Raw genomic sequence first — 25,918 nt, 5'->3', positions numbered from 1 at the left:
TCATGAACCCAAGAAACCTGATTATTCTGGTCTTGCTTCTGCTGGTGGGCTTCTCCTCCATCTTCGTGGTGCAAGAAGGCGAGCGTGCCATCGTTAAGCGCTTCGGTGTGATCCAGAAGGACGCCGAGGGTGAGAACCGGGTCTACGAACCGGGCCTCAACTTCAAGATGCCGATCTTCGACCAGGTGTTCACCCTGAACGCCCGGATCCTGACTCTGGACGCGCCGGCGGATCGCTTTGTGACCTCCGAGCAGAAGGACTTGATGGTGGACAGCTTCGTGAAGTGGCGCATCGTCGACTTCGGACAGTTCTACCTGGCCACCCAGGGCAACCAGCTGATGGCGGAATCCCTGCTGCAGTCCAAGATCAATAACGGCCTGCGTAGCGAATTCGGTAGCCGCACCATCCGCGAGATCGTCTCCGGTAGCCGTGATGAGCTGCAGAAGGAGGCCCTGCGTGCCACCCGTACCGATGCCCGTGAACTGGGTGTTGAGGTAGTGGACGTGCGGGTGAAGCAGATCAACCTGCCCCGTGAGGTGAGTGAGTTCATCTACGACCGGATGCGTGCTCAGCGTGAGGCGGTAGCCCGCGCCCACCGCTCTGAAGGTCAGGAGAGAGCCGAGGTGATCCGCGCTGGTGCCGATGCCAACGCCACCGTGATCGTGGCAGAAGCGGAGCGTGAGTCCCGTACCATCCGTGGTGAGGGTGACGGTAATGCCGCGCGTATCTACGCCGAGGCTTATGGTCAGAACCCGGACTTTTACAGCCTGCTGCGCAGCCTGGACGCCTACCGTACCTCGTTCCAGAGCCGTGAGGACGTGCTGGTACTGTCGCCGGACTCCGAGTTCTTCCAGTTTATGAAGAGCAAGCAGCCGTAAGGCTGGCATGAATCTAAGGCCCGGCTTATCGCCGGGCCTTTCTTTTTGTGAGGATAGAATGACCACAATGATGCTGGTGATCGCCGGTGTGCTGGTGATCGAAGGATTGGGGCCGCTGCTGTTTCCCCGCCAGTGGAAAAAAATGCTGACCGAATTGTTCCAGTTGGAAACCCCGGTGCTGCGCCGCTTTGGCGGGGCCATGGTGACCGCAGGATTGGTATTGTTCTACATTTTTTCTACTTAGCCGGTGTTTTGACCAATTGGGATCTGCTAAAATCCCGCTTTAACCACAAACTGCGATCGAAACATGGGTAAAAATGTAGTTGTTCTGGGCACCCAGTGGGGTGACGAAGGTAAAGGCAAGGTTGTCGACCTTCTCACCGATCAGGCCCATTACGTGGTGCGCTACCAAGGCGGCCACAACGCCGGTCACACCCTCGTGATCAATGGCGAGAAAACCGTTCTCCACCTCATTCCGTCAGGCATCTTGCGCGACAACGTTACCTGTTTCATTGGTAACGGCGTGGTTCTGTCGCCGGAAGCTCTGAAAAAAGAGCTGACCATGCTGAAAGAGCGTGGCGTACCGGTGGAAGAGCGCCTGAAGATCTCCGAAGCCTGTCCGCTGATCCTGCCGTTCCACGTAGCGGTAGACCAGGCCCGTGAGCGTGCTCGCGGCAACGACGCCATTGGCACCACCGGTCGCGGTATCGGTCCGGCCTACGAAGACAAGGTGGCCCGTCGTGGCCTGCGCGTCGGTGACCTGATGGACGCTGAGCGCTTCGCCACCAAGCTGAAGGACGTCCTGGCGTACCACAACTTCATGCTGACCGAGTACTTCAAGGCCGACGCCGTGGACTACGACACTGTGCTGTCCGAGTCCCTGGAGCTGGCTGAGATGCTGCGTCCGATGATCGTCGACGTCACCGACATGCTGGACAAGGCCCGCAAGGCCGGCAAACCCATCATGTTCGAAGGCGCCCAGGGCACCCTGCTGGACATCGACCACGGTACCTACCCGTTCGTGACCTCCTCCAACACCACTGCCGGCGGCGTCTCCACCGGTTCCGGTTTTGGTCCGAGCCACATCGATTACGTACTGGGCATCGTTAAGGCCTACACCACCCGTGTTGGCGGCGGTCCGTTCCCCACTGAGCTGGACTGCGATGTTGGCCAGCACCTGGGTGTGAAGGGCCACGAGTTCGGTGCCACCACCGGTCGTAAGCGTCGCACCGGCTGGTTTGACGCCGTTGCCATGCGTCGCGCGGTTCAGATCAACGGCATCACCGGCTTCTGTCTGACCAAGCTGGACGTGCTGGATGGCCTGAAAGAGCTGAAGATCTGTACTGGCTACCAGATGCCGGACGGCAGCGTGCTGGACGTTCCGCCGATGGACGCCGAAGGCTACGAAGCCGCCACCCCGATCTACGAGTCCATGCCGGGCTGGGACGACACCACCTTTGGTGTCACCGAGCACGACAAGCTGCCCCAGGCGGCGCTGGACTACATCGCTCGCATCGAGGAACTGCTCGAGGTGCCGGTGGACATTATCTCTACCGGTCCGGACCGTGTTGAGACCATGATCCTGCGCCACCCCTTCGCCTAAGGGCAGGGCAGAGATCCAGAGCGGGGCCGAATGGCCCCGCTTTTTTTGAGTAAAGAATGGGCAAAGCCCGCCGATACCCCGGTTATGAAACGAATACTCCTTCCCCTATTGCTGTGGTGCCTGCCGTTACAGGCCGCCGAACCGTTGGAAGCGGTGGAGCTGTACACCCAGGATCAGTTGCTGACCATGCTGCGCAGCAACAGCCACCTGGCGCAAGTGCGCCGGGATGACTGTCAATTGGTGGAGGACATCGAGGCGCGTGCCAAGGTACTGAAGGTACCGGCCTACCAGATGTTGTGGGCTGATATGCTTTTGTACGGCGTTTGCGTCGAGCGTGACGTCGACCTGGGATTCGACTTTCTTTACCAGTCGGCCCGCCAGGGCCTGCCCGATGCACTGGAGCAGCTGGGTCGTTACCACATCGAAGGGCGCTTCGTGGTGGTGGACGAACCGCACGGCTTGCGCCTGCTGTACCAGGCGGCTTCACTGGGGCACGAGCGTGCCCTGCTGAGCCTGGCGGCCCACTACGCCCAGGGCAAAGGCAGTCCCCGCGACTACCCCCAGGTGTACCTGTGGCTGCATGAAACCGTGTACGATCGCGCCGAGCAACGTCAGCAGGCCCAGGAGTACAAAGACCAGTTGGCGCAGCGACTGCCACCGAGCGTGCGGGAGCACACCCGCCGCACGGCCTTGGGCCGTTAGGGCGTTAAGCCCTATTTCCGTTATACTTCCAGCGATTTCCATTCCTTTGGTAGACCAATGAGTCAAGACCCCCATTTTCAACGGGAGGCGGAAAAGTACGCCAACCCGATCCCCAGTCGTGAATTTCTACTGGATTACATGCGCTCCCAGACCGCACCGGTGGCTCGCGAAGAGCTGGCGGCCGAGTTCGATCTCGAGGGCGACCAATACATTGCGCTGAGCCGCCGACTGCGTGCGATGGAGCGCGATGGCCAGGTGGTGTACACCCGCAAGGGCCGCTATGGCCTGCCAGAGCGGATGGACCTGCTGACCGGGACCGTGATCGGTCACCGCGATGGCTTCGGCTTCTTCCGTCCCGACGATGGCAGCGACGATCTCTACCTGTCCGAGCGCAGCATGTATTCCGTGCTGCACGGTGACCGGGTGCTGGCCCAGGTGGCCGGTGCCGATCGCCGTGGCCGCAAAGAGGGTCGCATCGTCCGCTTGGTCGAGGGCCGTTCCGAGTCCGTGGTCGGTCGCTACTTCAATGAAGACGGCATCGGCTACGTGGTGCCGGACGATTCCCGCCTGTCCCAGGACATCCTGGTACCGGAAGACGGACGCAGCGGCGCCCGTGCCGGTCAGGTGGTTGTGGTGGATCTGGTTAAGCGCCCGGCGCGCAATACCCACGCCATTGGCCGCATCACCGAGGTGCTGGGCCACGAGATGGCACCGGGGATGGAGATCGAGATTGCCCTGCGCAGCCACGATCTGCCCCACGTGTTCAACGACGCCCTGTTGGCGGAAACCGCCGCCATCGCCGATGAGGTGCTGGAGCAGGACAAGGTAGGCCGCCGCGACCTGCGCGATCTGCCGCTGGTCACCATCGACGGTGAAGATGCCCGTGACTTTGATGACGCGGTCTACGCCCAGCGTAAGAAGAGCGGTGGCTGGCGCCTCTACGTCGCCATCGCCGACGTCAGTCACTACGTGCGCCCCGGCAGTGAGCTGGACCGTGAGGCCCGCGCTCGCGGCAACTCGGTCTACTTCCCGGCCCAGGTGATCCCGATGCTGCCGGAGAAGCTCTCCAACGGCCTCTGCTCGCTGAACCCCAAGGTAGACCGCCTCTGCATGGTGTGTGAGATGACCGTCTCCGCCGCCGGCAACCTGTCGGGCTTCCAGTTCTACCCGGCGGTGATGCACTCCCACGCTCGCCTGACCTACACCAAGGTGGCGGCGATGCTGGATGGCGACGAGGCCCTGCGCGCCGAGTACGCCCAGGTGTTGCCGGATCTCGAGCAGCTGCACCGTCTGTACCAGACCCTGGATGCGGCCCGGGAGAAGCGCGGTGCCCTGGTGCTGGATACCGAAGAGACCCAGTTCATCTTCAACGACCAGCGCCGCATTGAGCGCATCGTGCCGCGTACCCGTAACGTGGCCCATAAGATGATCGAAGAGTGCATGATCCTGGCCAACGTGGCCGCCGGTCGCTTCGTTAAGAAGCACAAGGGTGAGGTGCTCTACCGGGTGCACGAAGGCCCCAGCGAACAGAAGCTCACCACCCTGCGTGACTTCCTCGGCCAGCAGGGCCTGGCCCTGGGTGGCGGCCTGGAGCCGACCCCACAGGACGTGGCCAAGCTGCTGGAAGACAGCCGCGATCGCCCCGACGCCGAGTTGATCCAGACCATGGTGCTGCGCTCGATGAAGCAGGCGGTCTACAGCGCCGACAACCTCGGCCACTTTGGCCTGGCATTGGAGCACTACGCGCACTTTACCTCGCCGATCCGTCGCTACCCGGACCTGGTGCTGCACCGGGTGATCCGCTACCTGCTGGCCAAGCAGGAGAGCCCCGAGCTGCCGCTGCAGAAGCTGCAGGCAGACGGTGGCTTCGGCTACGACGAAGCGCCACTGGCGGAGCTGGGCGAGCACTGCTCGCTGACCGAGCGCCGTGCCGATGACGCCACCCGTGACGTGTCTGACTGGCTCAAGTGTGAGTTCATGCTGGACCACGTGGGCGACGAGTTTGAGGCGGTGATCAGCGGTGTTACCAGCTTTGGCCTGTTCGTGCGGCTCAAGGATCTGCACATCGATGGCCTGGTGCACATCTCCTCGCTGGCCAACGACTACTACCACTTCGATCCGGTGCGCGCCTCCCTGGTGGGCGAGGCCAGTGGCCGCCGCTACCGCCTGGGCGATCCCGTCTCGGTGAAGGTATTGGCAGTGAAGCTGGATGAGCGTCAGATCGATCTGGGTCTGGTGGATGCCGATGCCCCGGCGGGCAAGGGTAAGAAGCCGGCCAAGAAGTCCGCGAAAAAGTCCGGCAAGAAGCCGAGCAAGGGCGGCAAGGCCCAGGCGGATGACAAGGCGGACAAGTCCAGCAAGCGCGGCAAAGGCCGTGGCAAGTCGGACCGCGGTGGCGACAAGCGCGCAGCGGATAAGCGGCCCAAGAAGCGGAACAAGAAGTAGATGAAGCACGAGATGGTGTTTGGCCTCCACGCCGTGGAGGCCCTGCTGAACAAGGCGCCGGAGCGGGTCAAAGAGCTCTGGCTGATGAAGGGCCGTGAAGACGAGCGACTGCAGCAGATCGCCGATCTGGCTGCCCAGTTTGGGGTTAAGGCCCAGATCGCAGCCCGTAAGGTGCTGGACGACAAGGCCGCCTCCGGCCAACACCAGGGGGTGGTTGCTCGCTGTGTGGCGGAGCCTATCAAGGGCGAGCATGAGCTGGATGCGTTGCTGGACGAGGTTGAGACCCCCTTCCTGCTGGTGCTGGATGGCGTGACCGATCCCCACAACCTGGGGGCTTGTCTGCGCAGTGCCGATGCCGCCGGGGTGCACGGCGTGATCGTGCCCAAGGACCGCTCAGCCGGTCTGGGTGGCATCGTACGCAAGGTGGCGGTGGGGGCAGCAGAGAGCATTCCGCTGTTCCAGGTCACCAACCTGGCTCGCACCCTGCGTCATCTGCAGGAGCGCAACGTCTGGATCGTCGGTGCCGCCGGAGAGGCCACCCACGACCTGTATCAGAGCAAGCTCAGCGGCCCGCTGGCCATCGCCATGGGCGCCGAGGGCAAAGGCCTGCGTCGTTTGACCCGTGAGGTGTGTGACGAGCTGATCTCCATCCCCATGGCGGGGGCGGTGAGCAGCCTGAACGTCTCAGTCGCTACCGGGATCTGTCTGTTCGAGGCGGTACGTCAACGCCAGGGCTAATCGGCCCGCAACCGGATCAGAAAAGCCCCCGACCTTCGGGGGCTTTTTCATGCTCTTTGCCTAGCACCTAGCACCTAGCACCTAGCACCTAGCATCGAGCACCTGGCTTTAGCGGAAGGTGTAGAGCAGGTTGACCGTGGAGATCACGTCGGTGTGTTCGGTACCCTCTGGGATCACGTCGGTGTACTTGATATCCATGCCGATCTTCAAAGCCAGGTCGGCCCACAGCTGATTACGGTAGGACAGGTTGAGGTTAGCGACGGTGTTGAGGCTACCGGTCTCAATGGTGGCATCGGCGTTGAAGCTGGTGTACTCCTGCAGCCGATGTTCCAGCTTGCTGGCGATACGGACAATGGCCTCGTCGTCGGTGGCGTTCTGATCCGGGTCTTCGGTGTTGGACAGGTTGGCCTCGTTGTAACGGTAACCAACACCGCCTTCCAGTGTCCATTTGGTGTGCTTGCGGTCCACTGGGTTGTAACCGTAACCCACCGAGGCGATGTGCTGCTGCACGTAGGAACCGAAGCGGTCCCACAGCATGTCGGCCCGGCCAAACACGTAGCGGGTGCCTTCCAGTTTGTAGTCGAGCTGGTACTGAACCTGGTACTGCTCCGCCGAGGTGGTCTCGTTATCGGAGGCGAAGTAGCCGCGCAGGGTGGTGTCGTGACGGGCGTTCTCCATGTCGTAGATCAGCCGGCCACGGCTGTTGAAGCTGGAGGACTCGGTGTTACCGCTGTTGTACTGCAGGCCCAGCTCCAGCTCGGCGGTGAAGTCCGTGGTGGGTTCCTTGTAGTCCGGCGGCACCAGGGCAAACGCGGGCCCGGTGGCGAACAGCAGCAAGAAGGAGTAGTGGCGCATAGAGGCTTAGGGGACTGCCTTGGTGAAAAGGGGGTTGCTAAACAGTGTACTGCCCGTAGCGGCACAGTCAAAACCCGTTCAGGCGACTGGCGAGTGCTTGTACTAAAGTGGGCTTTCCGGTAACATGCGCCGGCTAATCGGCCAAACCCCTTTTTGTTCCTTGCCTCTTAGGCCCGGCCGAGCCATACGAGGCTAATTAACCGTAAGGAGCGATTCATGCGTCATTACGAAATCGTCTTCATGGTTCACCCTGATCAGAGTGAACAAGTACCTGGCATGGTAGAGCGTTACACCGCTACCTTGGAAAAGGACGGTGGTAAAATCCATCGCCTGGAAGATTGGGGCCGTCGTCAACTGGCTTACCCGATCGAGAAGCTGCACAAAGCGCACTACGTGCTGATCAACGCTGAAGCCTCCGCTGAAGCTGTTGCTGAGCTGGAAACCGCTTTCCGCTTCAACGACGCCGTTATCCGCAACATGGTCATCCGTACCAAGAAAGCGGTTACCGAAGCTTCTCCGATGGCCAAGGCCAAAGAAGAGCGTCGTGAGCGTGAAGAGCGTCGTGAGCGTTCTGACAGCAAGCCGGCTCCGCAAGCCAGCGCTGAGTAATAGGATTTCGTGATCACCAACCGCCTGGAGCTCGCAGGCCATGTACTGAGAGCCCCAAAAACCGCCACCGGGATTAACGGCGTTCCCCACAGTTACTTTCTGTTGGAACACCGTTCACAGCAGCGCGAAGCGGGCTTGTCTCGCCCCGTCTACTGCAAGATCCAGGTGGTGTTAAGCGGTCAGGAGTCACAAACCTTACTGAGATTTCTCGAGCCGGGAAGCAATATCCACGTAGGCGGGTTTCTCGCCTGGCAACAGGGCCGAAATGGCCAAAGTCGCCTGGTATTGCATGCCGACACGATAGAACCGATTTAGGAGACTGCCCAATGGCACGTTATTTTCGTCGTCGCAAGTTCTGCCGTTTCACCGCTGAAGGTGTAACTGAGATCGACTACAAAGACATCGCTACTCTGAAGAACTACGTTACTGAGAGTGGCAAAATCGTACCGAGCCGTATCACTGGCACCAGCGCAAAGTACCAGCGTCAGCTGGCTCGCGCTATCAAGCGTGCTCGTTACCTGGCTCTGCTGCCGTACACCGATCTGCAAGGCTAAGCCCTGCATTTCCAACTTACTTAAGTAGAGGTAAAGGTAATGGACGTTATTCTGCTGGACAAGATCGCCAACCTGGGCGGCCTGGGCGACAAAGTAACCGTTAAAGCGGGTTACGCGCGTAACTTCCTGCTGCCGCAAGGCAAAGCAGTTGTAGCTAACGCAGCTAACCTGGAAAAATTCGAAGCTCGTCGTGCCGAGCTGGAAAAGAACATCGCTGACGCTCTGGCTACTGCCGAAGCGCGCGCCGAGAAGATCGCTGCTCTGGAAGCTGTTGTAATTGCTTCTAAAGCTGGCGACGAAGGCAAGCTGTTCGGTTCCATCGGTACCCGCGACATCGCCGACGCTCTGACCGCGGCTGGCGTTGAAGTGGCTAAGTCTGAAGTTCGTCTGCCGGAAGGCGCTCTGCGCGTTACCGGTGAGTACGACATCGCCGTGCAGCTGCACAGCGAAGTGACTGCGACCGCTAAGATCGAGATCGTTGCTGCCGAGTAATTCGTTACTCAGCCAACAAGAAAACACCGCCTCCGGGCGGTGTTTTTTTATGTCTGCTGTAGAGGCGCTAGGTACTGGGTACTAGGTGCTGGGCTCTAGGTACTAGGCGCGAAGAGCGAAGAGCTCGAAGTCAGCTATGGTGCAACGTGAGCGGCAATGGGCAGTGCGTCAGGGGTAGGTTTGGCCCCGGCGGCCCTAGCGACCCAGAGCCTCGTACCTCAACAACCTAGTCGTTGCCTTCTTGCTGCCAGCTCAGGTCTTGAGCGCGGCGCTCCACCGCCTTGAGGATGTCATACAGTCCCACGGTGTTGGCCCGGTTGGCCAGCCAGGCTGGGATGCTGCCGCCGGGATCGGTGTAGACCCAGTAGGTCGCCTGGGTACGGCCATCCTCGCGCCGGCTCAGCGCCCAGCTGCCATCGCAGATCTCCAGCCGCACCACGCCACTGCGCGGCTCCGGGCCTTGTTCGTTGCGGGGGGTCCAATAGCGGTAGTACTGGCCCTGCTCCGGGTCCTCTTCATTGACGATCAACAGGGTGTAGTCACGCTTGCTCACCAACGGTGGGCTGACCCGGTGATAGACCAGCTCTCCATCCTCATCGCTGCCCACCACCTCAATGGCGTCGATGTAGGGCATGAAATCGGGGTAGGCCTCGATCTCGGCGATGGTACGCCAGACCTGCTCCACCGGGGCGTCGATCACCGCCTCCAGCTTCACCTCTTTGACTGCGGTGCCGGGCACCTCGCGGGTCCAGACGCTGTTATCGCCCTTGCGAGACGCGCGCTGCCAATCGTCTCCCGGGGCTGGGGCGATCCGCTCCGCCTGAACCGGTGCCAGCCACATCAATCCAGCCAGCAGCAGGGTGATGGCCCTTACCATAGGATGATCCCTGCCCAGACCACGGCCACCAGCAGCAGCGACAGGAACACCGCCGCCGAGCCGATGTCCTTGGCCCGACCGGAGAGTTCGTGATGCTCTGGGCCGATGCGATCCACCACGGTTTCCACCGCGGAGTTGAGCAGCTCGACGATCAGCACCAGCACCACCACGGCGATCATGAACAGCCGCTCGAGTACGGTGACATCGAAGGCGAAGGAGGCACAGATCAGCAGGATCGCCAGGAACAGCTCCTGACGAAAGGCTTCCTCGTTCTTGTAGGCCGCCTTGAGGCCCTGCATAGAGTAGATCCCGGCCTGAACAAAACGTATCGGGCCGCGGTTTTTATTGACCGGTTGATTCATAGCTGAAGGTGCATTGCGGAGTTTGGCGTAATAGGACCAATGATAAGCCAAAAACAATATGTTAGAGAGACTTTATCGATGCCGGTTCAAGCTGGGGTCAGGCTTTGCCCGGTGGCTCTACCCGCATCCAGTGGGTCACGTTACCGTGGGCTTCCCAGTCGTTTTCCAGGTCCCAGAAGCCCCTGGCCTCCTCGTATCGGACGATCTCCATGTGGTTCATGCTGTCGGGCATCCACACCAGCACCACGTCACCATCGTCGGGCGTTTGCTGGGCTAAATCGATCCATTCCATCCTGCGCTCTCCAAGCCAACGTTTGTCAAAGAATAGCCCAGTCAAAGCCCCACCGAAGATGGGGGAATTGGCTACCCTTTAGGGCACGCTCTCGACATGGGTGTACGCAGTTATGGCGGACGTATCCACATTGGGTGCCCTGGTGGCACTGGTTCTTGCGATAGTTCTGATCCTCAAACGAGTCCCCCCGGCCTACGGCATGATGCTCGGTGCCCTGATTGGTGCCCTGGTAGGTGGTGCCTCGCTGACTGACTCGGTGGCGCTGATGATCGGCGGAGCCCAGGGCATCGTCACCGCGGTGATGCGGATCCTCGCCGCCGGGGTGCTGGCCGGGGTACTGATTGAGTCCGGTGCCGCCACCTCCATCGCCGAAACCATCGTCCAGAAGGTGGGGGAGGCCAGGGCACTGCTGGCGCTGGCGATGGCCACTATGATCCTCACCGCCGTCGGGGTATTCGTGGACGTGGCGGTGATCACCGTCTCCCCCATCGCCCTGGCTATCGCCCGGCGTACCGATCTGTCCAAGATGGCAGTGCTGCTGGCGATGATCGGCGGCGGTAAAGGGGGCAACATCATGTCGCCCAACCCCAATACCATCGCCGCTTCCGAGGCCTTTGATGTGCCGCTGACCTCGCTAATGGCCGCCGGCGTGGTGCCGGGCCTCATTGGCATGTTTGCCGCCTACCTGCTGGCCAAGAGCCTGTCCCAGCGCGGCTCCAAGGTGGCGGAGTCTGAGGTGATCCAGATTGAGCAGAGCGCCTTGCCCGGCTTTGGCCCCGCCATTGTGGCGCCGGTGGTGGCCATCGGCCTGCTGGCCCTGCGCCCCATTGCCGGCATCGCGGTAGACCCACTTATTGCACTGCCGCTGGGGGGCCTGCTCGGCGCCCTGGCCATGGGTAAGGCTAAGAGCGTTAACCACTTTGCCGTGGCGGGCCTGACCCGAATGGCGCCGGTGGCAGTCATGCTGCTGGGGACCGGCGCCTTGGCCGGGATCATCGCTAACTCGGAGCTGCGCGGCGATCTGATTGCCGTGCTGGAAGCCACGGGCTTGCCGGCTTATCTGCTGGCACCGATCAGCGGTGCGGTGATGTCCCTGGCCACCGCCTCCACCACCGCCGGTACCGTGGTGGCGTCCAATGTCTTTGCCAGCACCATCCTGGAGGTGGGGATCTCCGCGCTGGCCGGCGCTGCCATGCTCCATGCCGGTGCCACTGTGCTGGATCACATGCCGCACGGTAGCTTCTTCCATGCCACCGGCGGCAGTGTTCATATGGACATCAAAGAGAGGCTGAAATTGATCCCTTATGAGTCGGCTGTGGGCTTGGTCATCGCCATCCTCGCAACCTTGCTATATGGTGTCTTTGGCCTGTTGGGATAACCGCTTTTGGGATGACCGTTATGAAGATTGTGATTGCCCCGGACTCGTTTAAAGAGTCCCTGACCGCGCTGGAAGTGTGCGACGCCATTGAGAAAGGCTTGAGCCAGGCGCTCTCTCAGCTGGACTGCGTTAAGCTGCCGATGGCCGATGGCGGCGAAGGCACGGTGCAGTCGCTGGTGGACGCCAGTGGCGGCTCTATCCACCCGGTGCGGGTCACCGGCCCATTGGGCGATCAGGTCGATGCCTTCTTCGGCATGATGGGCGATGGCAAGACGGCGGTGATCGAGATGGCCGCGGCCTCCGGCTTGCACCTGGTGCCGCCTTCCCAACGCAACCCCCTGCTCACAACCAGCTACGGTACCGGTGAGCTTATCAAGGCGGCACTGGAGCACGGTGCAACCCACCTGATCATCGGCATTGGTGGCAGTGCCACCAACGATGGTGGCGCCGGCATGGCCCAGGCCCTGGGCATTAAGCTGCTGGATGGGGAAGGGCGCGAGATCGGCTATGGCGGTGGTGCCCTGGCTCGCTTGGCCAGCATTGATGTCAGCGACAAGGACCCGCGCCTGGACGCATTGAGCATCGAGGTGGCCTGTGACGTCGACAACCCGCTGTGCGGCACCACCGGCGCTTCCGCCATCTTTGGTCCGCAAAAGGGCGCGACCCCCGATATGGTGATGCAGCTGGATACCAACCTGGCCCACTACGGCACCCTGATCCAGCAGCAGCTGGGGGTGGAGGTGACTACGGTACCCGGTGCTGGCGCCGCCGGTGGTATGGGCGCGGCATTGCTGGGCCTGCTCGGTGCGCAGCTGCGACCGGGCATTGAGATCGTCATCGATGCGGTGGACCTGGCCTCGGCGGTCAAGGACGCCGACCTGGTGATCACCGGGGAGGGACGTATCGACAGCCAGACCATCCACGGCAAAACCCCATTCGGCGTGGCCAAGACCGCCAAAGCCGCGGGCAAGTCGGTGATCGCCATCGCCGGTTGCATGTCGGAAGACTATGCGGTGGTGCACCAGCACGGCATCGATGCGGTGTTTGCGGTGGTACCGCGCTCGGTCAGCCTGGAGGAGGCGCTGCGCGACGCGGCGCTGAACGTTGAGATGACCGCCCGCAACGTGGCCCACGCCCTGGCGGTGGGTAAGCAGATGGGTTAGCACCTCTGCCAGTAACAATGAAAAAGGGGCCTGATGGCCCCTTTTTCAGTTAACGACATTAAGCAGCCAACCGATGGACCAATGAACCGCTCGCAGCTATTCAGAAACGAAAAAGCCCCGAAGCGTTTCCGCTTCGGGGCTCTCTCTGGATATGGTACCGGGAGGGGGACTTGAACCCCCAAGGTGTCACCACCGGCGGATTTTGAATCCGCTGCGTCTACCAATTCCGCCATCCCGGCTTAGTGACGTTGCATTATATAGAAAGCGGTGGGGGCAGCAAGGGGAATCGGCCCAACTGGGCAAAAACTGCACGTTGCTGGGGGCTTGGGTCTGGTAGACTGCGGCTCACTGATTTGCACGGAGAGCGCACCATGTCCTTTGCCAACGCCCCGCGGGCCTCATTCTGGCGTCGCCTGGCGGCCTGGGTTTACGACTTCCTGCTGGCCCTGGCGGTCTACATGCTGGCCGGCACCCTGCTGTTCGCCCTGTTTGCCCTGCTGGTGGGCACCGGCCTGATCGATCGCGGTGGCCTGGAGCACACCTCGGATGTCCTGCAGCACAGCACGGTGTGGAGCAGCCTCTATTACTCCGGCTGCCTGGCAGCGGTGATCGGGCTGTTTGTCTGGAGCTGGACCCGCAGCGGCCAGACCCTTGGGATGCGTGCCTGGCGCTTGCGGGTGCAGCGTCGCGATGGCGGCCTGATGAACCGGCAACAGAGCCTGTATCGGGTGCTGTATGCCTTTGGCGGCCTGGCAAATATCAGCCTGTTGTGGGATGACGAGCGATTGGCGATGCACGACCGCCTCAGCGGCTCCGAGGTGGTGCAGCTGACCCTGGAACAAAACCGCGAGCTGATGGAGAAGCGGGCGAAGGGTCGAAGCTAACCCCCTGCCATCTCGCGTGTTAACTTGGGGCTTTCACACCATGACAAGGAAAGCCCCATGCCTCTTCTCTCCCCCCTCCCTGCGGATCACAGCCCCGAACTGGCCGACGATTTTGCCCTGTTTGTCCGGATCCTTGGTTTTGTCCCCAACAGCCTTCTGACCATGCAGCGGGTACCTGCCATGGTGTCCGGCTTCGGTACCCTGACCCGGGCGGTGATGGATCCCAACGGCACGGTGGATCCGGGCTTTAAGCGCTTGCTGGCGCATTTCTGTAGTCGCGCCGCCGGCTGCCAGTATTGCGAGGCGCACTCGTTGATCGCCGCGGAGCTGCACGACGTGCCCCATGACAAGGTACTGGCGTTGTGGGAATACCAAACCAGTCCGCTCTACAGCGAGGCGGAGCGAGTGGCGCTGGATTACGCCCTGGCGGCGGGCAGCGTGCCCAATGCGGTGGATGAGCCGCTGATGGCGCGACTGCGTCAGCACTGGGATGAGACCCAGATCGTTGAGATCACCGGGGCCATTGCTCTTTATGGCTTCTTAAACCGCTGGAACGACTCCATGGCCACCGAGATCGAGGCCCCGGCCCAGGCGATGGGGGAGGAAGCCCTGGCCAAGGGCGGCTGGACCGGTGGCAAGCACCGGCCCAAGTAACACCGCCCGATTAATTCAGGGGCCTAGGCGCAGAGGCGTGGGCTGGCCGGCTCACCTTGCCATTGAGCCAGCTGTTGGCTTAGTTGCTCCTGGTCCAGCGGTCGGCAGTCGGAGCGGCCCAGCAGCTGCAGCAGACCGTAGCAGTACTGGCTGTAGAGCGAGGCGTCCTCGCTGGCCCGGGGCGATTCGCTGCACTGCAGCAGCGAGCCACGGACGTAGCTGGCGATCAGTGGCACCCGGTCAAATGCACGGTCCTGGCTCAGGGCGGCGATGGCCGCCTCCAGCTGGGCCATCATCTGCTCGCGCAGGCGCCGATAGTGGCTCAGATGGGGCTCACTGCCCTGGGCGTCGTTACCCGGGTCCTGCCGGAGGATCTGTTGCTGCCCGGGGCGCTGGCAGTTCCACAATAACCAGCAGTGCAGCAACTGGAACGCCACCAACGGATCGGACTGCTGCTGGGCGAAGCGTGCCCGTTGCTGCAGCGCGCGCTCATAGCGGCGACAGCACAGCGCCAGCATCAGATCCGACTCCTGGGGAAAGTGGTTGTAGACGGTACCACGACTGATCCCGCTGGGGGCCACCAGGTGCACCCGACACAGCGACAAGTCCGGCTGTGCCTCCAGCAATCGCTCGGCCACATCGGTCAAGAAGCGGTCCCGTTTGTTCCAGTCAGTCATGATTTTCTCTCTTGTCTGCGCGATCCGCGGGCGGGGTCACAAAGCCAAGATAGGGGGCTCCGAGCCTGTCGTAAATTGACTTAATATCATCACGACATTTGCATTGTTAATACCGGCCCATGCTGAAGATAGAGCTGCTAGAAAGTTTCATTGCCATCGCTGAATGCGGCAACCTGTCGCGGGCAGCAGAGCAGGTGCTGCGCACCCAGTCGGCGGTCAGTCTGCAGATCAAGCGGCTGGAAGGCACCGTGGGCAAGCAGCTGCTGTTTCGTGACAACAAGGGCGTGTCGCTGACCCCGGCCGGGGAGACGCTGCTGGTGTACGCCCGCCAGATGGTGCAGCTGAACGTAGCCGCGCTGGATGATCTGAACCGGGCCCAGCACACCGAGGTGATCCGGCTGGGTTTGCCCACCGACTACGTGGCACGCTACCTCAACGCCTCTATCCTCCAGTTCATTCGCGATTTCACCAGCATCGAGCTGGTGCTGGATACCGACGTCAGCGGCAACCTCTACCGTCGCCTGGAGCAGGGCGAGCTGGACCTGGTGGTGGGCACCCACTGGGAGCATCAGCCCAACGCCGAGCTGCTGTTTGAGCGTCGCTTTCACTGGGCGGGCAGCAAAGGCGGCTCAGCCTGGGAGCGCAGTCCTATCCCGGTGGCGCTCTATCCGGAAAACTGCCCCATTCGCACCCAGGTATTTGCCCGCCATCACCTGAGCATGCCGCCGCTGCAGGTGGTGCTCTCCTCGCCCTCGCCGGAGGCGCTGTGCCTGGCGGTGGAGAACGACCTGGCCATCGCCCCCATTGCGGATTTTCGCATCGGTGAGCAGATGCAGGTACTGGACGATCTGCTGCCGTTGCCCAAGCTGCCGGTGTTCAACGAGTCCATCTACCAGGGCCGTACTGAATTGACCCCGGCGATGCGCCAGCTGATCGAGCTGTTGCGCACCCAGCGCCGGGCGCTGACCCACTGAGTGGGCCTCGGCTCCAAAGAGCACAGAACAAGAAAGGGCGCCTTGCGGCGCCCTTTTTGCGTTTTAACCTTGTGGATTACTGCTTGTGATCCGGGTAATCGAAGGTGTGGCACTGGGCACAGAGGTGCTCCTTGGGCTGGTGCTCACCGTGACACTCGGTGCAGGGGGTTTCTTTGCCAAAGTGCAGGTTGTTGTGCGGGTTTTGCCATTTGTCCTTACCTTCCCGAGCGGTGGCCTCGGCCAGGTCATCGACGTTGTGGCAGCTCAGGCAGGCCTGGTCACTGGGGTACTTTTTGATCCCCTGGTCGTGGCAGTCCTGGCAGGTCAGGCCATCGTGCCAGCCTCGAACCTCGACGGCTTGTGCGGTGGTTGCCAGGCCCAGGGCCAGCAGGGCGACAGTCAGTAGCTTCTTCATTCTGTTCTCCTTAGGCCTTGCGGCTGGCCAGGGTACGGGCGGCGGTCATGCCCATCACCATGCACTCGGGGATGGAGCAGCTGCCCAGGCGGCTGACCCCGTGGATCCCACCGGCTACCTCGCCGGCGGCGAACAGGCCCGGGATGGGGGCACCGGTGAGGGAGTCGATCACCTCGGCATCAGGGGTGATCTGCACACCGCCCTGGCAGTAGTGCACCTTGGGCCAGAGGCGGACCACCATGAATGGGGCCTCCACCTTGATGCGGTTGGAGTCGGCGATGATCTTGCCAAACTGCTTGTCTTCGCCGGCCTCGATGTAGCCGTTGTACTCGGCCAGCTGGGCCTTGAGCGCATCCTTGGGGGTGCCGAAGTGGTCGGCCAGCTCCTCCAGGGTGTCGAACTTCCAGCCGACGTTGTAGCGCAGTACCTTAGCGCAGTTGGGGTGCTTGTTGGCCTGCTCGTAGCTGGTGATCAGCAGTGGCGGCTGGGCTTCGCCCTGGGCATCCCGGTTCTCGATGATGGCGTCGGCGCGGGTCTTGCGGTCGGCGATCTCGTTCATAAAGCGACGGCCGGTGGCACGGTTGACCGCCATGGAGTGCGGGAAGTTGAAGATGCAGTAGTTGGAGACGTAGCCGAAGCCGCCTTCATCCGGGGAGGCCCAGGGGCCGGACTGGATGTGAGCCAGGTGCACCGGCACGCCGCCGAGGCGGAACATCTGCAGCATCGCTTCGCCGGTGGCCCCTTTCATGTTGGTGCTGCCGATCTCGTCGGTCAGGGTCGGATCCTGGGATTGGCGCAGCGGTACGTTCTGGGCAAAGCCGCCGGTGGCGACGATCACGCCTTTGCCGGCCTTGAGGCGCTCGCGCTTGCCCTCGGCCAGTTTGCGCTCGTAGTAGTAGCCATGCTCCACCTCGATGCCGGCCACGCCGCCCTTGGCGTCGGTGACGAAGTTGAGGAAGTTGGCGCGAGTGATCACCTCAACGCCCTCTTTGCGGGCCAGTTTCAGCAGCGGTTGGGTGATGCCGGCGCCACAGCTGACGCTGGTCTGGTAGGTACGGGGCACCGAGTGACCGCCCAGCTGCTGCAGGTAGGGGTGGAACTCCGCCCCCGCCTCGATGCACAGCTCCAGCGCCTCGTTGGCGTGTTCGGCCACGTGGCGCAGCAAGGTCTCATCGGCAATGCCACGGCCGGCGGCCAGCTGGTCTTGCACCATGGCTTCCACGGAGTCGGTGACGCCGTCGCGGCGCTGCATCTCGGTATTGGGCGCGGCGAACAGGCCGCCGTTGATGGCGGAGTTACCACCGATGGTGGGCATCTTCTCCAGGATCACCACCTTTTTGAAGCCCTTGCGCTTGGCCTCGATGCCGGCGGCCAGGCCGGCGAAGCCGGAGCCGATGATGATGATGTCGTATTCGCGGTCGAAGCCTTGCTCCGCCGACGGGCTGGCGGCCAGGGCCGGTGCGGCGGCCATGGCCACCCCGGTGATTCCCAGGCCCTTGATCAGCTGGCGGCGTGTTTGGTTGTGTTGGTCACTCATGGGAGCCCCCTCAGTCATGTTTTCAGCGACTAGGGTAGCGATGGAACCGGTTCCAGAATGCCGGTCGGGGCAGCTATGAGCCTGTTTACCCCAGTCGCGACAGAACTGACGACGGGGGAGCAAAATTGGCCAAATTGTGCCCGCCCCTCCGCTTTGGAACCGGTTCCAAACAGGACTTGGCCGAAGCGCAGGCACAAAAAAGGCCGGCCTGTTGATAAACAGTGGCCGGCCTTTGCCGTGGCTATCGCCTCTGCGTTGTCTATCGCCTCTGCAACAGCACGTAGGCGGCGAGGGCGAACAAAATACTGGGCAGGAAGGCGCCGAGGAAGGTGGGCAGCCCCATCACCAGGCTCATCGGTCCGAAGATCTCGTTGGTCAGGTAGAAGGTGAAGCCGGTGACCACCCCCAACAGCACCCGCGCCCCCATGGTGACGGTACGTAGCGGGCCGAAGATAAAGGAGAGCCCCAGCATCATCATCACCCCGACGGTGACCGGCTGGGCCACCTTGCGCCATAGCGCCAGCTCGTAGCGGGTGGTGTCCTGGCGGTTGGCCTCCAGGTAATCCAGGTAGCCCATCAGCCCCTGGATGGAGAGCGACTCCGGCTTCACCGTCACCACCTGCAGCTTGTCCGGGGTGAGGGTGGATTGCCAGCGGTCCTGCTCCTCTTTGTGGGTCTCCACCCACTCGTCAGTCAGCCGGGTCTTGGTGACGTCCACCAGACGCCAGGCACGGCCATCAAAGGCGGCCCGTTCGGCCTGGGTGACGTGACGCAGGCGGTTGCCCTCGTCGAAGTCGTAGATGGTGACGCCGTTGAGGTTCTCGGCGTCGCGCACCTCGGTGATGTTGACGAAGAGATCACCGTCCTTGGCCCAAGTGCCGTTACGGGCACTGATCAGGCTGCCGCCGGAGGTCTTCTGTGCCCGCATCTCCCGGGCGGTCTGCTCCGCTACCGGCGCCACGTATTCGCCGATCAGCATCGCCATCACCATCAGCGGTACCGCGGTCTTCATCACCGAGCTGGCGATGTTAAGGCGGGACAAACCGGCGGCCTGCATCACCACCAGCTCGGAGCTGGAGGCCAGCATGCCCATGCCGATCAGCGAGCCGAGCATGGCGGCGATGGGGAAGAACATCTCGATGTCACGGGGGACCAGGAACAGCACGTAGAGCACCACGTCCCAGGTGGTGAAATCCCCCCGGCCCACCAGTCGCAGCTGGTCGACGAACTTGATCAGGCCCGACAGCCCGGTCAGCACCAGCAGACACAGCGCCGAGGTGCTGATGATGGTGCGGGAGATGTACATATCAAGGATGCGGATCATTTCGCGCGCCTCCGGGGTAACAGGCTGCGCAGGTAGGCGATCACCTTCAAGCCACTGGGGCGGCTGCGGCCGATCAGCAGCAGGCCGATGATCAGCGCCATGATGTGGATCCACCACAAGCCCAGCTGGGGCGGCAGGGCCTCGTTCTCGATCGCCTTGCGACCGGCCATCAGCAGGCCAAAATAGCCCAAGTAGATGAGGATGGCGGGCATCAGCTTGGCGAACTTACCCTGGCGCACGTTTACCCGGGACATGGGCACGGCGATGAGGATCAGCAGCGGTAGGGCGATGGGCACCGCCAGACGCCAATGGATCTCGGCCCAGGCATCGGGGCTGCCCTCTTCCATCAGCTGGGTCATGGAGTAGGCGGACATCTTGCGGCGCTTGTAGGAGGCCTCCTGGGATTTGATCTCCATCTCGTAGGCACCAAACTCCAGCTGGTTGAACTCCTTGCTGTTGATGACGCCGGCCACCCGGGTGCCATCGGTCAGCTGCAGGCGCTGAGAGCCGTCGGCGGCCTCGACGATACGGCCGCCGTCGGCCAGCACCAGCGCGGTCTGGGGATCGCTGTCTTCCCGTGGCAGCTGGGCTACGAACACCTTCTCCAGGTTGCCCTTGGACAGGCCCTCAACGTAGATCACCCCTTTGCCGTTGGCGGCACGCTGGAACCGGCCCTGCACCAGGGCGGCCAGGCCAGCCTCGGACTCGGCCTTCTCCAGCACCTGGTACTCCTTCTCCTGGGCCCAGGGCGCCACGTAGATGGCGGTGACACCGGCGATGGCGGCCATGATAAAGCCCAGCACCAGGGTCACCCGGGTGACATACCACTCGGAGATCCCCACTGCGTGCAGCACCGTCATTTCGCTTTCGGCGTACATCCGGCCGTGGGCCATCATCACGCCCAGAAACAGGGAGAGGGGAAGAATAAGGGAGAGCAGTTCCGGCAGGTTCAGCGCCAGCAGGGTCACCACCAGCTTGCCAGGAAATTGTCCCTCGGCGGCATCAGCGAGGATCCTGACGAATTGTTGGCTGATAAAGATGGTGACCAGCACCGCCAATACGGCTATCTGAGCTCGGAACGCTTCCCGAAGCAGGTACCTGAGTACAATCAAAGCCTGTGTCCGTTGAGTAAACTTGTAATTTCTGTGGAAACGGAGTGTGATTTAAGTAAGATAGTTACTTTTACACATTTTTAAACAGTCCCAGGGCCAAATCGAGGTAGAAAATGTATGAAAATACAGCGAACTACCCGAGGCTGCGAACCCTTTCCAGCCAGCGCTGGGGCCAGCGAAGCGCGTATTATCTAACAATAATACAGCCATGTCTTTAAGAACCGGGAGATGCCATGGAGTTCAGTGTAAAGAGCGGCAGTCCAGAAAAACAGCGTAGCGCATGCATTGTGGTTGGCGTGTTCGAGCCGCGCCGACTGTCTGCGGTAGGCGAGCAACTGGATAAGATCAGCGACGGCTACATCAGCAACCTGCTGCGTCGCGGTGATCTGGAAGGAAAACCGGGGCAGATGCTGCTGCTGCACCACGTACCCAATGTCCTGTCCGAGCGTGTACTGCTGGTGGGCTGTGGCAAGGAGCGTGAGCTGGACGAGCGCCAGTACAAGCAGATCATCACCAAGACCATCAATACCCTCAACGACACCGGCTCCATGGAAGCGGTCTGCTTCCTCACCGAGCTGCACGTGAAGGGCCGCGATACCTACTGGAAGGTGCGCCAGGCGGTGGAAACCACCCAGGCGGGCCTGTACACCTTCGATGCGATGAAGAGCAAGAAGGACGAGACCCGTCGTCCGCTGCGCAAGCTGGTGTTCAATGTACCGACCCGTCGCGAGCTGCCGGTGGGCGAGAAGGCGATCAACCACGGCCTGGGTGTGTCTGCCGGGGCTAAGCTGTGCCGTGACGTGGCCAACATGCCGCCGAACATCTGCAACCCTGCCTACCTGGCCAGCCAGGCCAAGCAGGTAGCTGAGACCAACAGCAAGCTGTCCGTCACCACCATCGGTGAGGAGCAGATGGCGGAGCTGGGCATGAACGCCTACCTGGCGGTGGGTCGTGGTTCTGAAAACGAATCCATCATGACCGTGATGAAGTACCAGGGCGCAGCGGATGCCGAGCAGAAGCCGATCGTGCTGGTGGGTAAAGGCCTGACCTTCGATTCCGGCGGCATCAGCCTCAAGCCGGGCGCGGGCATGGACGAGATGAAGTACGACATGGGCGGCGCCGCCGGCGTACTGGGGACCATGAAGGCCCTGGTGGAGCTGGACCTGCCGATCAACGTGGTGGCCATCCTGGCGGGCTGTGAAAACATGCCTGGCGGCAAGGCTTACCGCCCCGGTGACATCCTCACCACCATGTCCGGCCAGACCGTGGAGGTGCTCAACACCGACGCCGAAGGCCGCCTGGTGCTGTGTGACGCCCTGACCTACGTCGAGCGCTTCGATCCGGACGTGGTGATCGACACCGCCACCCTGACCGGCGCCTGTGTGGTAGCCCTGGGTAAGCACGCCTCTGGCCTGCTCTCCAACCACAACAGCCTGGCCCACGACCTGCAAAACGCCGGCGATACCTCCGGTGATCGCTGCTGGCGTCTGCCGCTGTGGGAAGACTACATGGAGCAGCTGGACAGCCCGTTCGCCGACATGTCCAACCTGGGCGGTCGCGACGCCGGTACCATTACCGCGGCGATGTTCCTGTCCCGCTTTGCCAAGAAGTACCACTGGGCCCACCTCGACGTGGCCGGTACCGCCTGGATCAGTGGCGGGAAGGCCAAAGGCTCGACCGGTCGTCCGGTGCCGATCCTGACCCAGTACCTGCTGGCCCGCGCCGGCGAGATGGATCAGGATTGATTCTAGGTGCTAGGTGCTAGGTGCTAGGTGCTAGGTGCTAGGTGCTAGGTGCTAGGTACTAGGAAGAGCAGATGTTGGGTTTGAGCGAGGCTTTTGCTTTTCGAACCTAGTCTTTTCCCAGAACCTAGTAACCTAACGTAGAATGCGGAGCTTCAGGCTCCGCTTTTTTATTTCTGATTGGGAACCGAATGGCTAACGCGCTTTTCTACATTCTGTCTGACGCCCGGCTGGAGGCCTTCGCCTGCGAGGTGGTGGCTCGTGCCTACCGCAAGGGCCAGGGGGTCTACCTGCACTGTGCCGATCAGGCCCAGGCCCATCGCATCGATGATCTGCTCTGGCAGTTCGATCCGGACCGCTTTATCCCCCACAACCTGGTGGGCGAGGGCCCCCGTGGCGGTGGCCCGGTGGTGGTGGGCTGGCAGGATGGTGATCACGCCAAGATGGAAAAACGGCCACTGTTGGTAAACCTGAGTCCCGACGTGCCGCAATTTGCGGTACAATTCACCCAAATTATCGATTTTGTTCCGGCTGATGAGCAGGCAAAGGCACAGGCACGCAAACGTTTTGCGGCCTATCGCCAACTGGGGGTGAACCCAACCACCCAGGATCTCGCCCGTCAGCCGTTTTGATTTTTCTAGAGTCCGAGATCCATGGATAAGACCTACAACCCCCAGTCGATTGAACAGCGCCACTACCAGCGCTGGGAAGAAGCGGGCTACTTCAAGCCCCACGGTGACACCAGCAAAGATCCCTACTGCATCATGATCCCGCCGCCGAACGTCACCGGCAGCCTGCACATGGGTCACGCCTTCCAGGACACCATCATGGACACCCTGGTGCGCTACCAGCGGATGCAGGGCAAGAACACCCTGTGGCAGGTGGGCACCGACCACGCCGGCATCGCCACCCAGATGGTGGTGGAGCGTAAGCTGGCGGCGGATAACATCACCCGTCAGGACCTGGGCCGCGAAACCTTCATCGATAAGGTGTGGGAGTGGAAGGAAGAGTCCGGTGGCACCATCACCCAGCAGCTGCGTCGCATGGGCGCCTCCGTGGACTGGGAGCGTGAGCGCTTCACCATGGATCCGGGTATGTCTGCCGCAGTGCAGGAGGTGTTCGTTCGCCTCTACAACGACGACCTGATCTACCGTGGCAAGCGCCTGGTGAACTGGGATCCGAAACTGCACACCGCGATCTCCGATCTCGAGGTGGAGAACAAGGACAAGAAGGGCCACATGTGGCACTTCCGCTACCCGCTGGCGGACGGCGTTAAGACCGCCGATGGCAAAGACTACATCGTGGTGGCCACCACCCGTCCGGAAACCATGCTGGGCGACACCGGTGTGGCAGTAAACCCGGAAGATCCGCGCTACAAAGATTTGATTGGTAAGGAGCTGATCCTGCCGATCGTTGGCCGTCGCATCCCCATCGTGGGTGACGAGCATGCCGACATGGAGAAGGGCACCGGTTGTGTGAAGATCACCCCGGCCCACGACTTCAACGATTACGAGGTGGGTAAGCGTCACGCCCTGCCGATGATCAACGTGTTGACCTTCAACGCCGAGATTCGTGCCGAGGCCGAGGTGCTGGACACCAACGGTGAAGCCTCCGACGTCTACTCCGCCGAACTGCCGGCCAAGTACCAGGGCATGGAGCGCTTTGCCGCCCGTAAGGCCATCGTCGCTGAGTTCGACGAGCTGGGCCTGCTGGACGAGATCAAAGACCACGACCTGACCGTGCCTTATGGCGACCGCGGTGGCGTGGTGATCGAGCCGATGCTGACCGATCAGTGGTACGTGCGCGTGGCGCCGATGGCCAAGACCGCCACCGAGGCGGTGGAGAACGGCGACATCCAGTTCGTGCCCAAGCAGTACGAGAACATGTACTTCGCCTGGATGCGTGACATCCAGGACTGGTGTATCTCCCGTCAGCTGTGGTGGGGCCACCGTATCCCGGCCTGGTACGACGAATCCGGTAAGGTCTACGTGGGTAACACCGAGGCCGAGGTGCGTGCCGCCAATGGCCTGAGCGCCGATGCGGTACTGCGCCAGGACGACGACGTACTGGACACCTGGTTCTCCTCCGCGCTGTGGACCTTCGCCACCCTGGGCTGGCCGGAAGACACCGATGCGCTGAAGACCTTCCACCCCACCGACGTGCTGGTGACCGGCTTCGACATCATCTTCTTCTGGGTAGCCCGGATGATCATGATGACCATGCACTTCATCAAGGATGAGAACGGCAAGCCGCAGGTGCCGTTCAAGACCGTCTACGTGACTGGCCTTATCCGTGATGAGCAGGGCGACAAGATGTCCAAGTCCAAGGGCAACGTGCTGGACCCGCTGGACATGATCGACGGCATCGATCTGGAAACCCTGGTACAGAAGCGCACCGGCAACATGATGCAGCCGCAGCTGGCCGCCAAGATCGAGAAGAGCACCCGCAAGCAGTTCCCGGAGGGGATCTCTGCCCACGGTACCGATGCGCTGCGCTTCACCCTGGCTGCCATGGCCTCCACCGGCCGTGACATCAACTGGGACATGAACCGGCTGGAAGGCTACCGCAACTTCGCCAACAAGCTGTGGAACGCCAGCCGCTACGTGCTGATGAACACCGAAGATCAGGATTGTGGCAAAGACGGTGGCGAGATGGAGCTGAGCCTGGCGGATCAGTGGATCCTGGCCCAGTACAACGACACCGTGAAGGCGATCCGCGAAGCGATGGACACCTACCGCTTCGACATCGCCGCCAACATCGCTTACGAGTTCACCTGGAACCAGTTCTGTGACTGGTACCTGGAGCTGACCAAGCCGGTACTGCAAAACGGCACCGAAGCCCAGCAGCGTGGCACCCGCCACACCCTGCTGACCGTGCTGGAATCGCTGCTGCGCCTGATGCACCCGCTGATGCCTTACATCACCGAGGAGATCTGGCAGACCGTGGCGCCGATGGTCGGCAAAGGCGGCGACACCATCATGCTGAAGGCGTACCCGCAGTTTGATGCCGCGCTGGTGAACGAAAGCGCCAAGGCTGACCTGGAGTGGGTGAAGCAGTTCATCGTCGCGGTGCGTAACGTCCGCGGTGAGCTCAACGTGGCCCCGTCCAAGCCGCTCAACGTGCTGCTGAAGAACGCCTCCGAGCAGGACCTGGCTCGCGTCAGTGCCAACCAGATCATGCTCAACAAGCTGGCTAACCTGGAGTCCATCACCGAGCTGTCCGGTGACGCGCCGATGTCCACCACTCAGCTGATTGGTGAGATGGAGCTGCTGATCCCGATGGCGGGCCTGATCGACGTTGAGGCCGAGCTGGCCCGCATCGACAAGCAGATTGCCAAGCTGGCGCAAGACGCCGAGCGGGTGGAGAAGAAGCTGTCCAACCAGGGCTTCCTGGCCAAGGCACCGGAGGCGGTTGTCGCCAAGGAGCAGGCCAAGCTGGATGACGCCAAGCGCGACATCGCCAAGCTGGAAGAGCAGAAAGAGCAGCTCAAGGCGCTGTAAACCACCGCCTCAAGCTTGAGAATCAACGCCCCGCCATCGTGCGGGGCGTTTTGTTTGGCCACGATTTTGTTTGTAAGCGCTGCATCCCCCGTGCGGATTCTCACGGCAGTGTTCGCAGCAACGTGGTACAACGGCATCGAATTTTGCTTCA

General features: G+C 61.8%; 27 protein-coding genes and 1 tRNA gene. 18 read left to right on the top strand and 10 right to left on the bottom strand.

The features are described from left to right. Window positions 1-2: 2 nt before the first annotated feature. From hflC to rlmB, 6 genes are all read left to right on the top strand, one after another. A complete protein-coding gene (gene hflC / locus BUC04_RS13615) occupies window positions 3-878 on the top strand; it encodes a protease modulator HflC (RefSeq protein ID WP_067663910.1) in 876 nt (291 codons plus the stop codon). 67 nt (window positions 879-945) lie between these two features. Further along, window positions 946-1,122, top strand: a complete 177-nt coding sequence (locus BUC04_RS13610) for a DUF2065 domain-containing protein (RefSeq protein WP_373277981.1) — start codon at window positions 946-948, stop codon at window positions 1,120-1,122. 63 nt (window positions 1,123-1,185) lie between these two features. After that, on the top strand, window positions 1,186-2,481 hold the full coding sequence (locus BUC04_RS13605) for an adenylosuccinate synthase (protein ID WP_067663916.1): 1,296 nt from the start codon (window positions 1,186-1,188) through the stop codon (window positions 2,479-2,481). 84 nt (window positions 2,482-2,565) lie between these two features. Beyond that, window positions 2,566-3,183 (top strand): tetratricopeptide repeat protein, encoded by a 618-nt coding sequence (locus BUC04_RS13600; RefSeq protein WP_067663919.1) that lies wholly within the window; start codon window positions 2,566-2,568, stop codon window positions 3,181-3,183. Window positions 3,184-3,240: 57 nt separating this feature from the next. Beyond that, on the top strand, window positions 3,241-5,628 hold the full coding sequence (rnr, locus tag BUC04_RS13595) for a ribonuclease R (RefSeq protein ID WP_067663922.1): 2,388 nt from the start codon (window positions 3,241-3,243) through the stop codon (window positions 5,626-5,628). Further along, window positions 5,629-6,366, top strand: coding sequence for a 23S rRNA (guanosine(2251)-2'-O)-methyltransferase RlmB (gene rlmB, locus BUC04_RS13590; RefSeq protein ID WP_067663925.1), 738 nt, complete (start codon window positions 5,629-5,631; stop codon window positions 6,364-6,366). A gap of 108 nt (window positions 6,367-6,474) precedes the next feature. Here rlmB and BUC04_RS13585 read toward each other — a convergent pair whose 3' ends face one another. After that, window positions 6,475-7,221, bottom strand: coding sequence for a DUF481 domain-containing protein (locus tag BUC04_RS13585; protein WP_067663931.1), 747 nt, complete (start codon window positions 7,219-7,221; stop codon window positions 6,475-6,477). A 216-nt stretch (window positions 7,222-7,437) separates the two neighbouring features. Here BUC04_RS13585 and rpsF point away from each other — a divergent pair, with 216 nt between their 5' ends. Genes rpsF through rplI form a run of 4 tightly spaced genes read left to right on the top strand, consistent with a single transcriptional unit; the run spans window position 7,438 to window position 8,876 of the window. Further along, window positions 7,438-7,830 (top strand): 30S ribosomal protein S6, encoded by a 393-nt coding sequence (gene rpsF / locus BUC04_RS13580; RefSeq protein WP_067663934.1) that lies wholly within the window; start codon window positions 7,438-7,440, stop codon window positions 7,828-7,830. A 9-nt stretch (window positions 7,831-7,839) separates the two neighbouring features. Beyond that, window positions 7,840-8,145 (top strand): primosomal replication protein N, encoded by a 306-nt coding sequence (gene priB / locus BUC04_RS13575; protein ID WP_234977410.1) that lies wholly within the window; start codon window positions 7,840-7,842, stop codon window positions 8,143-8,145. Window positions 8,146-8,156: 11 nt separating this feature from the next. Further along, window positions 8,157-8,384 (top strand): 30S ribosomal protein S18, encoded by a 228-nt coding sequence (rpsR, locus tag BUC04_RS13570; protein WP_013344048.1) that lies wholly within the window; start codon window positions 8,157-8,159, stop codon window positions 8,382-8,384. A gap of 39 nt (window positions 8,385-8,423) precedes the next feature. After that, entirely contained in the window at window positions 8,424-8,876 is a 453-nt protein-coding gene (gene rplI, locus BUC04_RS13565) for a 50S ribosomal protein L9 (RefSeq protein ID WP_067663937.1), read from the top strand. Between the two features lie 226 nt (window positions 8,877-9,102). Here rplI and BUC04_RS13560 read toward each other — a convergent pair whose 3' ends face one another. The 3 genes from BUC04_RS13560 to BUC04_RS13550 form a co-directional block, all read right to left on the bottom strand. Further along, complete coding sequence (locus BUC04_RS13560; protein WP_067663940.1) at window positions 9,103-9,753, bottom strand: START domain-containing protein; 651 nt, start codon at window positions 9,751-9,753, stop codon at window positions 9,103-9,105. After that, window positions 9,747-10,115 carry a diacylglycerol kinase gene (locus BUC04_RS13555; RefSeq protein WP_067663942.1) on the bottom strand — a complete coding sequence of 123 codons (369 nt, stop codon included), beginning with the start codon at window positions 10,113-10,115 and terminating at the stop codon, window positions 9,747-9,749. The genes BUC04_RS13560 and BUC04_RS13555 overlap by 7 nt, the downstream gene beginning before the upstream one ends. A 97-nt stretch (window positions 10,116-10,212) precedes the next feature. After that, entirely contained in the window at window positions 10,213-10,407 is a 195-nt protein-coding gene (locus BUC04_RS13550; RefSeq protein ID WP_067663945.1) for a DUF551 domain-containing protein, read from the bottom strand. A gap of 112 nt (window positions 10,408-10,519) precedes the next feature. Between BUC04_RS13550 and BUC04_RS13545 the strand changes: the two genes are divergently transcribed. Both BUC04_RS13545 and BUC04_RS13540 read left to right on the top strand, forming a co-directional pair. Further along, on the top strand, window positions 10,520-11,785 hold the full coding sequence (locus BUC04_RS13545; RefSeq protein WP_067663948.1) for a GntP family permease: 1,266 nt from the start codon (window positions 10,520-10,522) through the stop codon (window positions 11,783-11,785). A gap of 20 nt (window positions 11,786-11,805) precedes the next feature. Continuing rightward, window positions 11,806-12,948, top strand: coding sequence for a glycerate kinase (locus BUC04_RS13540; protein ID WP_067663951.1), 1,143 nt, complete (start codon window positions 11,806-11,808; stop codon window positions 12,946-12,948). 152 nt (window positions 12,949-13,100) lie between these two features. Here the strand turns inward: BUC04_RS13540 and BUC04_RS13535 are convergent. Beyond that, window positions 13,101-13,187 (bottom strand) — tRNA-Leu (locus BUC04_RS13535). 132 nt (window positions 13,188-13,319) lie between these two features. Between BUC04_RS13535 and BUC04_RS13530 the strand changes: the two genes are divergently transcribed. Beyond that, entirely contained in the window at window positions 13,320-13,832 is a 513-nt protein-coding gene (locus tag BUC04_RS13530; protein ID WP_067663954.1) for an RDD family protein, read from the top strand. 57 nt (window positions 13,833-13,889) lie between these two features. Further along, window positions 13,890-14,486: a carboxymuconolactone decarboxylase family protein gene (locus tag BUC04_RS13525; protein ID WP_067663957.1), complete on the top strand. Its 597-nt coding sequence runs from the start codon at window positions 13,890-13,892 to the stop codon at window positions 14,484-14,486. 23 nt (window positions 14,487-14,509) lie between these two features. Here BUC04_RS13525 and BUC04_RS13520 read toward each other — a convergent pair whose 3' ends face one another. After that, window positions 14,510-15,163 (bottom strand): TetR/AcrR family transcriptional regulator, encoded by a 654-nt coding sequence (locus BUC04_RS13520; protein WP_067663960.1) that lies wholly within the window; start codon window positions 15,161-15,163, stop codon window positions 14,510-14,512. 119 nt (window positions 15,164-15,282) lie between these two features. Here BUC04_RS13520 and BUC04_RS13515 point away from each other — a divergent pair, with 119 nt between their 5' ends. Continuing rightward, window positions 15,283-16,137: a LysR family transcriptional regulator gene (locus BUC04_RS13515; RefSeq protein WP_067663963.1), complete on the top strand. Its 855-nt coding sequence runs from the start codon at window positions 15,283-15,285 to the stop codon at window positions 16,135-16,137. A gap of 76 nt (window positions 16,138-16,213) precedes the next feature. Here BUC04_RS13515 and BUC04_RS13510 read toward each other — a convergent pair whose 3' ends face one another. The 4 genes from BUC04_RS13510 to lptF form a co-directional block, all read right to left on the bottom strand. Further along, window positions 16,214-16,552, bottom strand: a complete 339-nt coding sequence (locus BUC04_RS13510) for a cytochrome c3 family protein (RefSeq protein WP_067663967.1) — start codon at window positions 16,550-16,552, stop codon at window positions 16,214-16,216. Between the two features lie 10 nt (window positions 16,553-16,562). Next, complete coding sequence (locus BUC04_RS13505) at window positions 16,563-18,089, bottom strand: flavocytochrome c (RefSeq protein ID WP_067663970.1); 1,527 nt, start codon at window positions 18,087-18,089, stop codon at window positions 16,563-16,565. Between the two features lie 259 nt (window positions 18,090-18,348). After that, complete coding sequence (lptG, locus tag BUC04_RS13500; RefSeq protein WP_067664121.1) at window positions 18,349-19,410, bottom strand: LPS export ABC transporter permease LptG; 1,062 nt, start codon at window positions 19,408-19,410, stop codon at window positions 18,349-18,351. Then, a complete protein-coding gene (lptF, locus tag BUC04_RS13495; RefSeq protein ID WP_067663972.1) occupies window positions 19,410-20,525 on the bottom strand; it encodes an LPS export ABC transporter permease LptF in 1,116 nt (371 codons plus the stop codon). Before lptF ends, lptG begins: the two co-directional genes overlap by 1 nt. Before the next feature lie 233 nt (window positions 20,526-20,758). On the opposite strand from lptF, the gene pepA reads away from it, so the two are divergent. From pepA to BUC04_RS13480, 3 genes are all read left to right on the top strand, one after another. Then, window positions 20,759-22,270, top strand: coding sequence for a leucyl aminopeptidase (gene pepA / locus BUC04_RS13490; RefSeq protein ID WP_067663975.1), 1,512 nt, complete (start codon window positions 20,759-20,761; stop codon window positions 22,268-22,270). Window positions 22,271-22,458: 188 nt separating this feature from the next. Further along, the gene (locus BUC04_RS13485) at window positions 22,459-22,899 is read left to right on the top strand and encodes a DNA polymerase III subunit chi (protein WP_067663978.1); all 441 of its coding nucleotides are present in this window, start codon (window positions 22,459-22,461) and stop codon (window positions 22,897-22,899) included. Window positions 22,900-22,920: 21 nt separating this feature from the next. Beyond that, window positions 22,921-25,767 carry a valine--tRNA ligase gene (locus BUC04_RS13480; protein ID WP_067663981.1) on the top strand — a complete coding sequence of 949 codons (2,847 nt, stop codon included), beginning with the start codon at window positions 22,921-22,923 and terminating at the stop codon, window positions 25,765-25,767. Window positions 25,768-25,918 lie beyond the last annotated feature (151 nt).

This window comes from Ferrimonas marina (genome assembly GCF_900129905.1).
Classification (GTDB): Bacteria; Pseudomonadota; Gammaproteobacteria; order Enterobacterales; family Shewanellaceae; genus Ferrimonas; species Ferrimonas marina.
The sequence above is the reverse complement of the archived record's forward strand: the minus strand, read 5'-3'. Positions and strand labels throughout refer to the sequence as shown.

What these genes read in the sequence shown, in the direction of transcription:
- rpsF (WP_067663934.1), top strand. Translation starts at nt 7,438, where the DNA reads ATGCGTCATTACGAAATCGTCTTCATGGTTCACCCTGATCAGAGTGAA.
- BUC04_RS13550 (WP_067663945.1), bottom strand. Translation starts at nt 10,407, where the DNA reads ATGGAATGGATCGATTTAGCCCAGCAAACGCCCGACGATGGTGACGTG.
- rpsR (WP_013344048.1), top strand. Translation starts at nt 8,157, where the DNA reads ATGGCACGTTATTTTCGTCGTCGCAAGTTCTGCCGTTTCACCGCTGAA.
- BUC04_RS13530 (WP_067663954.1), top strand. Translation starts at nt 13,320, where the DNA reads ATGTCCTTTGCCAACGCCCCGCGGGCCTCATTCTGGCGTCGCCTGGCG.
- BUC04_RS13610 (WP_373277981.1), top strand. Translation starts at nt 946, where the DNA reads ATGATGCTGGTGATCGCCGGTGTGCTGGTGATCGAAGGATTGGGGCCG.
- BUC04_RS13545 (WP_067663948.1), top strand. Translation starts at nt 10,520, where the DNA reads ATGGCGGACGTATCCACATTGGGTGCCCTGGTGGCACTGGTTCTTGCG.
- BUC04_RS13485 (WP_067663978.1), top strand. Translation starts at nt 22,459, where the DNA reads ATGGCTAACGCGCTTTTCTACATTCTGTCTGACGCCCGGCTGGAGGCC.
- rnr (WP_067663922.1), top strand. Translation starts at nt 3,241, where the DNA reads ATGAGTCAAGACCCCCATTTTCAACGGGAGGCGGAAAAGTACGCCAAC.
- hflC (WP_067663910.1), top strand. Translation starts at nt 3, where the DNA reads ATGAACCCAAGAAACCTGATTATTCTGGTCTTGCTTCTGCTGGTGGGC.
- BUC04_RS13540 (WP_067663951.1), top strand. Translation starts at nt 11,806, where the DNA reads ATGAAGATTGTGATTGCCCCGGACTCGTTTAAAGAGTCCCTGACCGCG.
- BUC04_RS13505 (WP_067663970.1), bottom strand. Translation starts at nt 18,089, where the DNA reads ATGAGTGACCAACACAACCAAACACGCCGCCAGCTGATCAAGGGCCTG.
- BUC04_RS13585 (WP_067663931.1), bottom strand. Translation starts at nt 7,221, where the DNA reads ATGCGCCACTACTCCTTCTTGCTGCTGTTCGCCACCGGGCCCGCGTTT.
- BUC04_RS13560 (WP_067663940.1), bottom strand. Translation starts at nt 9,753, where the DNA reads ATGGTAAGGGCCATCACCCTGCTGCTGGCTGGATTGATGTGGCTGGCA.
- rplI (WP_067663937.1), top strand. Translation starts at nt 8,424, where the DNA reads ATGGACGTTATTCTGCTGGACAAGATCGCCAACCTGGGCGGCCTGGGC.
- BUC04_RS13605 (WP_067663916.1), top strand. Translation starts at nt 1,186, where the DNA reads ATGGGTAAAAATGTAGTTGTTCTGGGCACCCAGTGGGGTGACGAAGGT.
- BUC04_RS13555 (WP_067663942.1), bottom strand. Translation starts at nt 10,115, where the DNA reads ATGAATCAACCGGTCAATAAAAACCGCGGCCCGATACGTTTTGTTCAG.
- BUC04_RS13600 (WP_067663919.1), top strand. Translation starts at nt 2,566, where the DNA reads ATGAAACGAATACTCCTTCCCCTATTGCTGTGGTGCCTGCCGTTACAG.
- BUC04_RS13480 (WP_067663981.1), top strand. Translation starts at nt 22,921, where the DNA reads ATGGATAAGACCTACAACCCCCAGTCGATTGAACAGCGCCACTACCAG.
- BUC04_RS13510 (WP_067663967.1), bottom strand. Translation starts at nt 16,552, where the DNA reads ATGAAGAAGCTACTGACTGTCGCCCTGCTGGCCCTGGGCCTGGCAACC.
- rlmB (WP_067663925.1), top strand. Translation starts at nt 5,629, where the DNA reads ATGAAGCACGAGATGGTGTTTGGCCTCCACGCCGTGGAGGCCCTGCTG.
- BUC04_RS13515 (WP_067663963.1), top strand. Translation starts at nt 15,283, where the DNA reads ATGCTGAAGATAGAGCTGCTAGAAAGTTTCATTGCCATCGCTGAATGC.
- BUC04_RS13525 (WP_067663957.1), top strand. Translation starts at nt 13,890, where the DNA reads ATGCCTCTTCTCTCCCCCCTCCCTGCGGATCACAGCCCCGAACTGGCC.
- BUC04_RS13520 (WP_067663960.1), bottom strand. Translation starts at nt 15,163, where the DNA reads ATGACTGACTGGAACAAACGGGACCGCTTCTTGACCGATGTGGCCGAG.
- pepA (WP_067663975.1), top strand. Translation starts at nt 20,759, where the DNA reads ATGGAGTTCAGTGTAAAGAGCGGCAGTCCAGAAAAACAGCGTAGCGCA.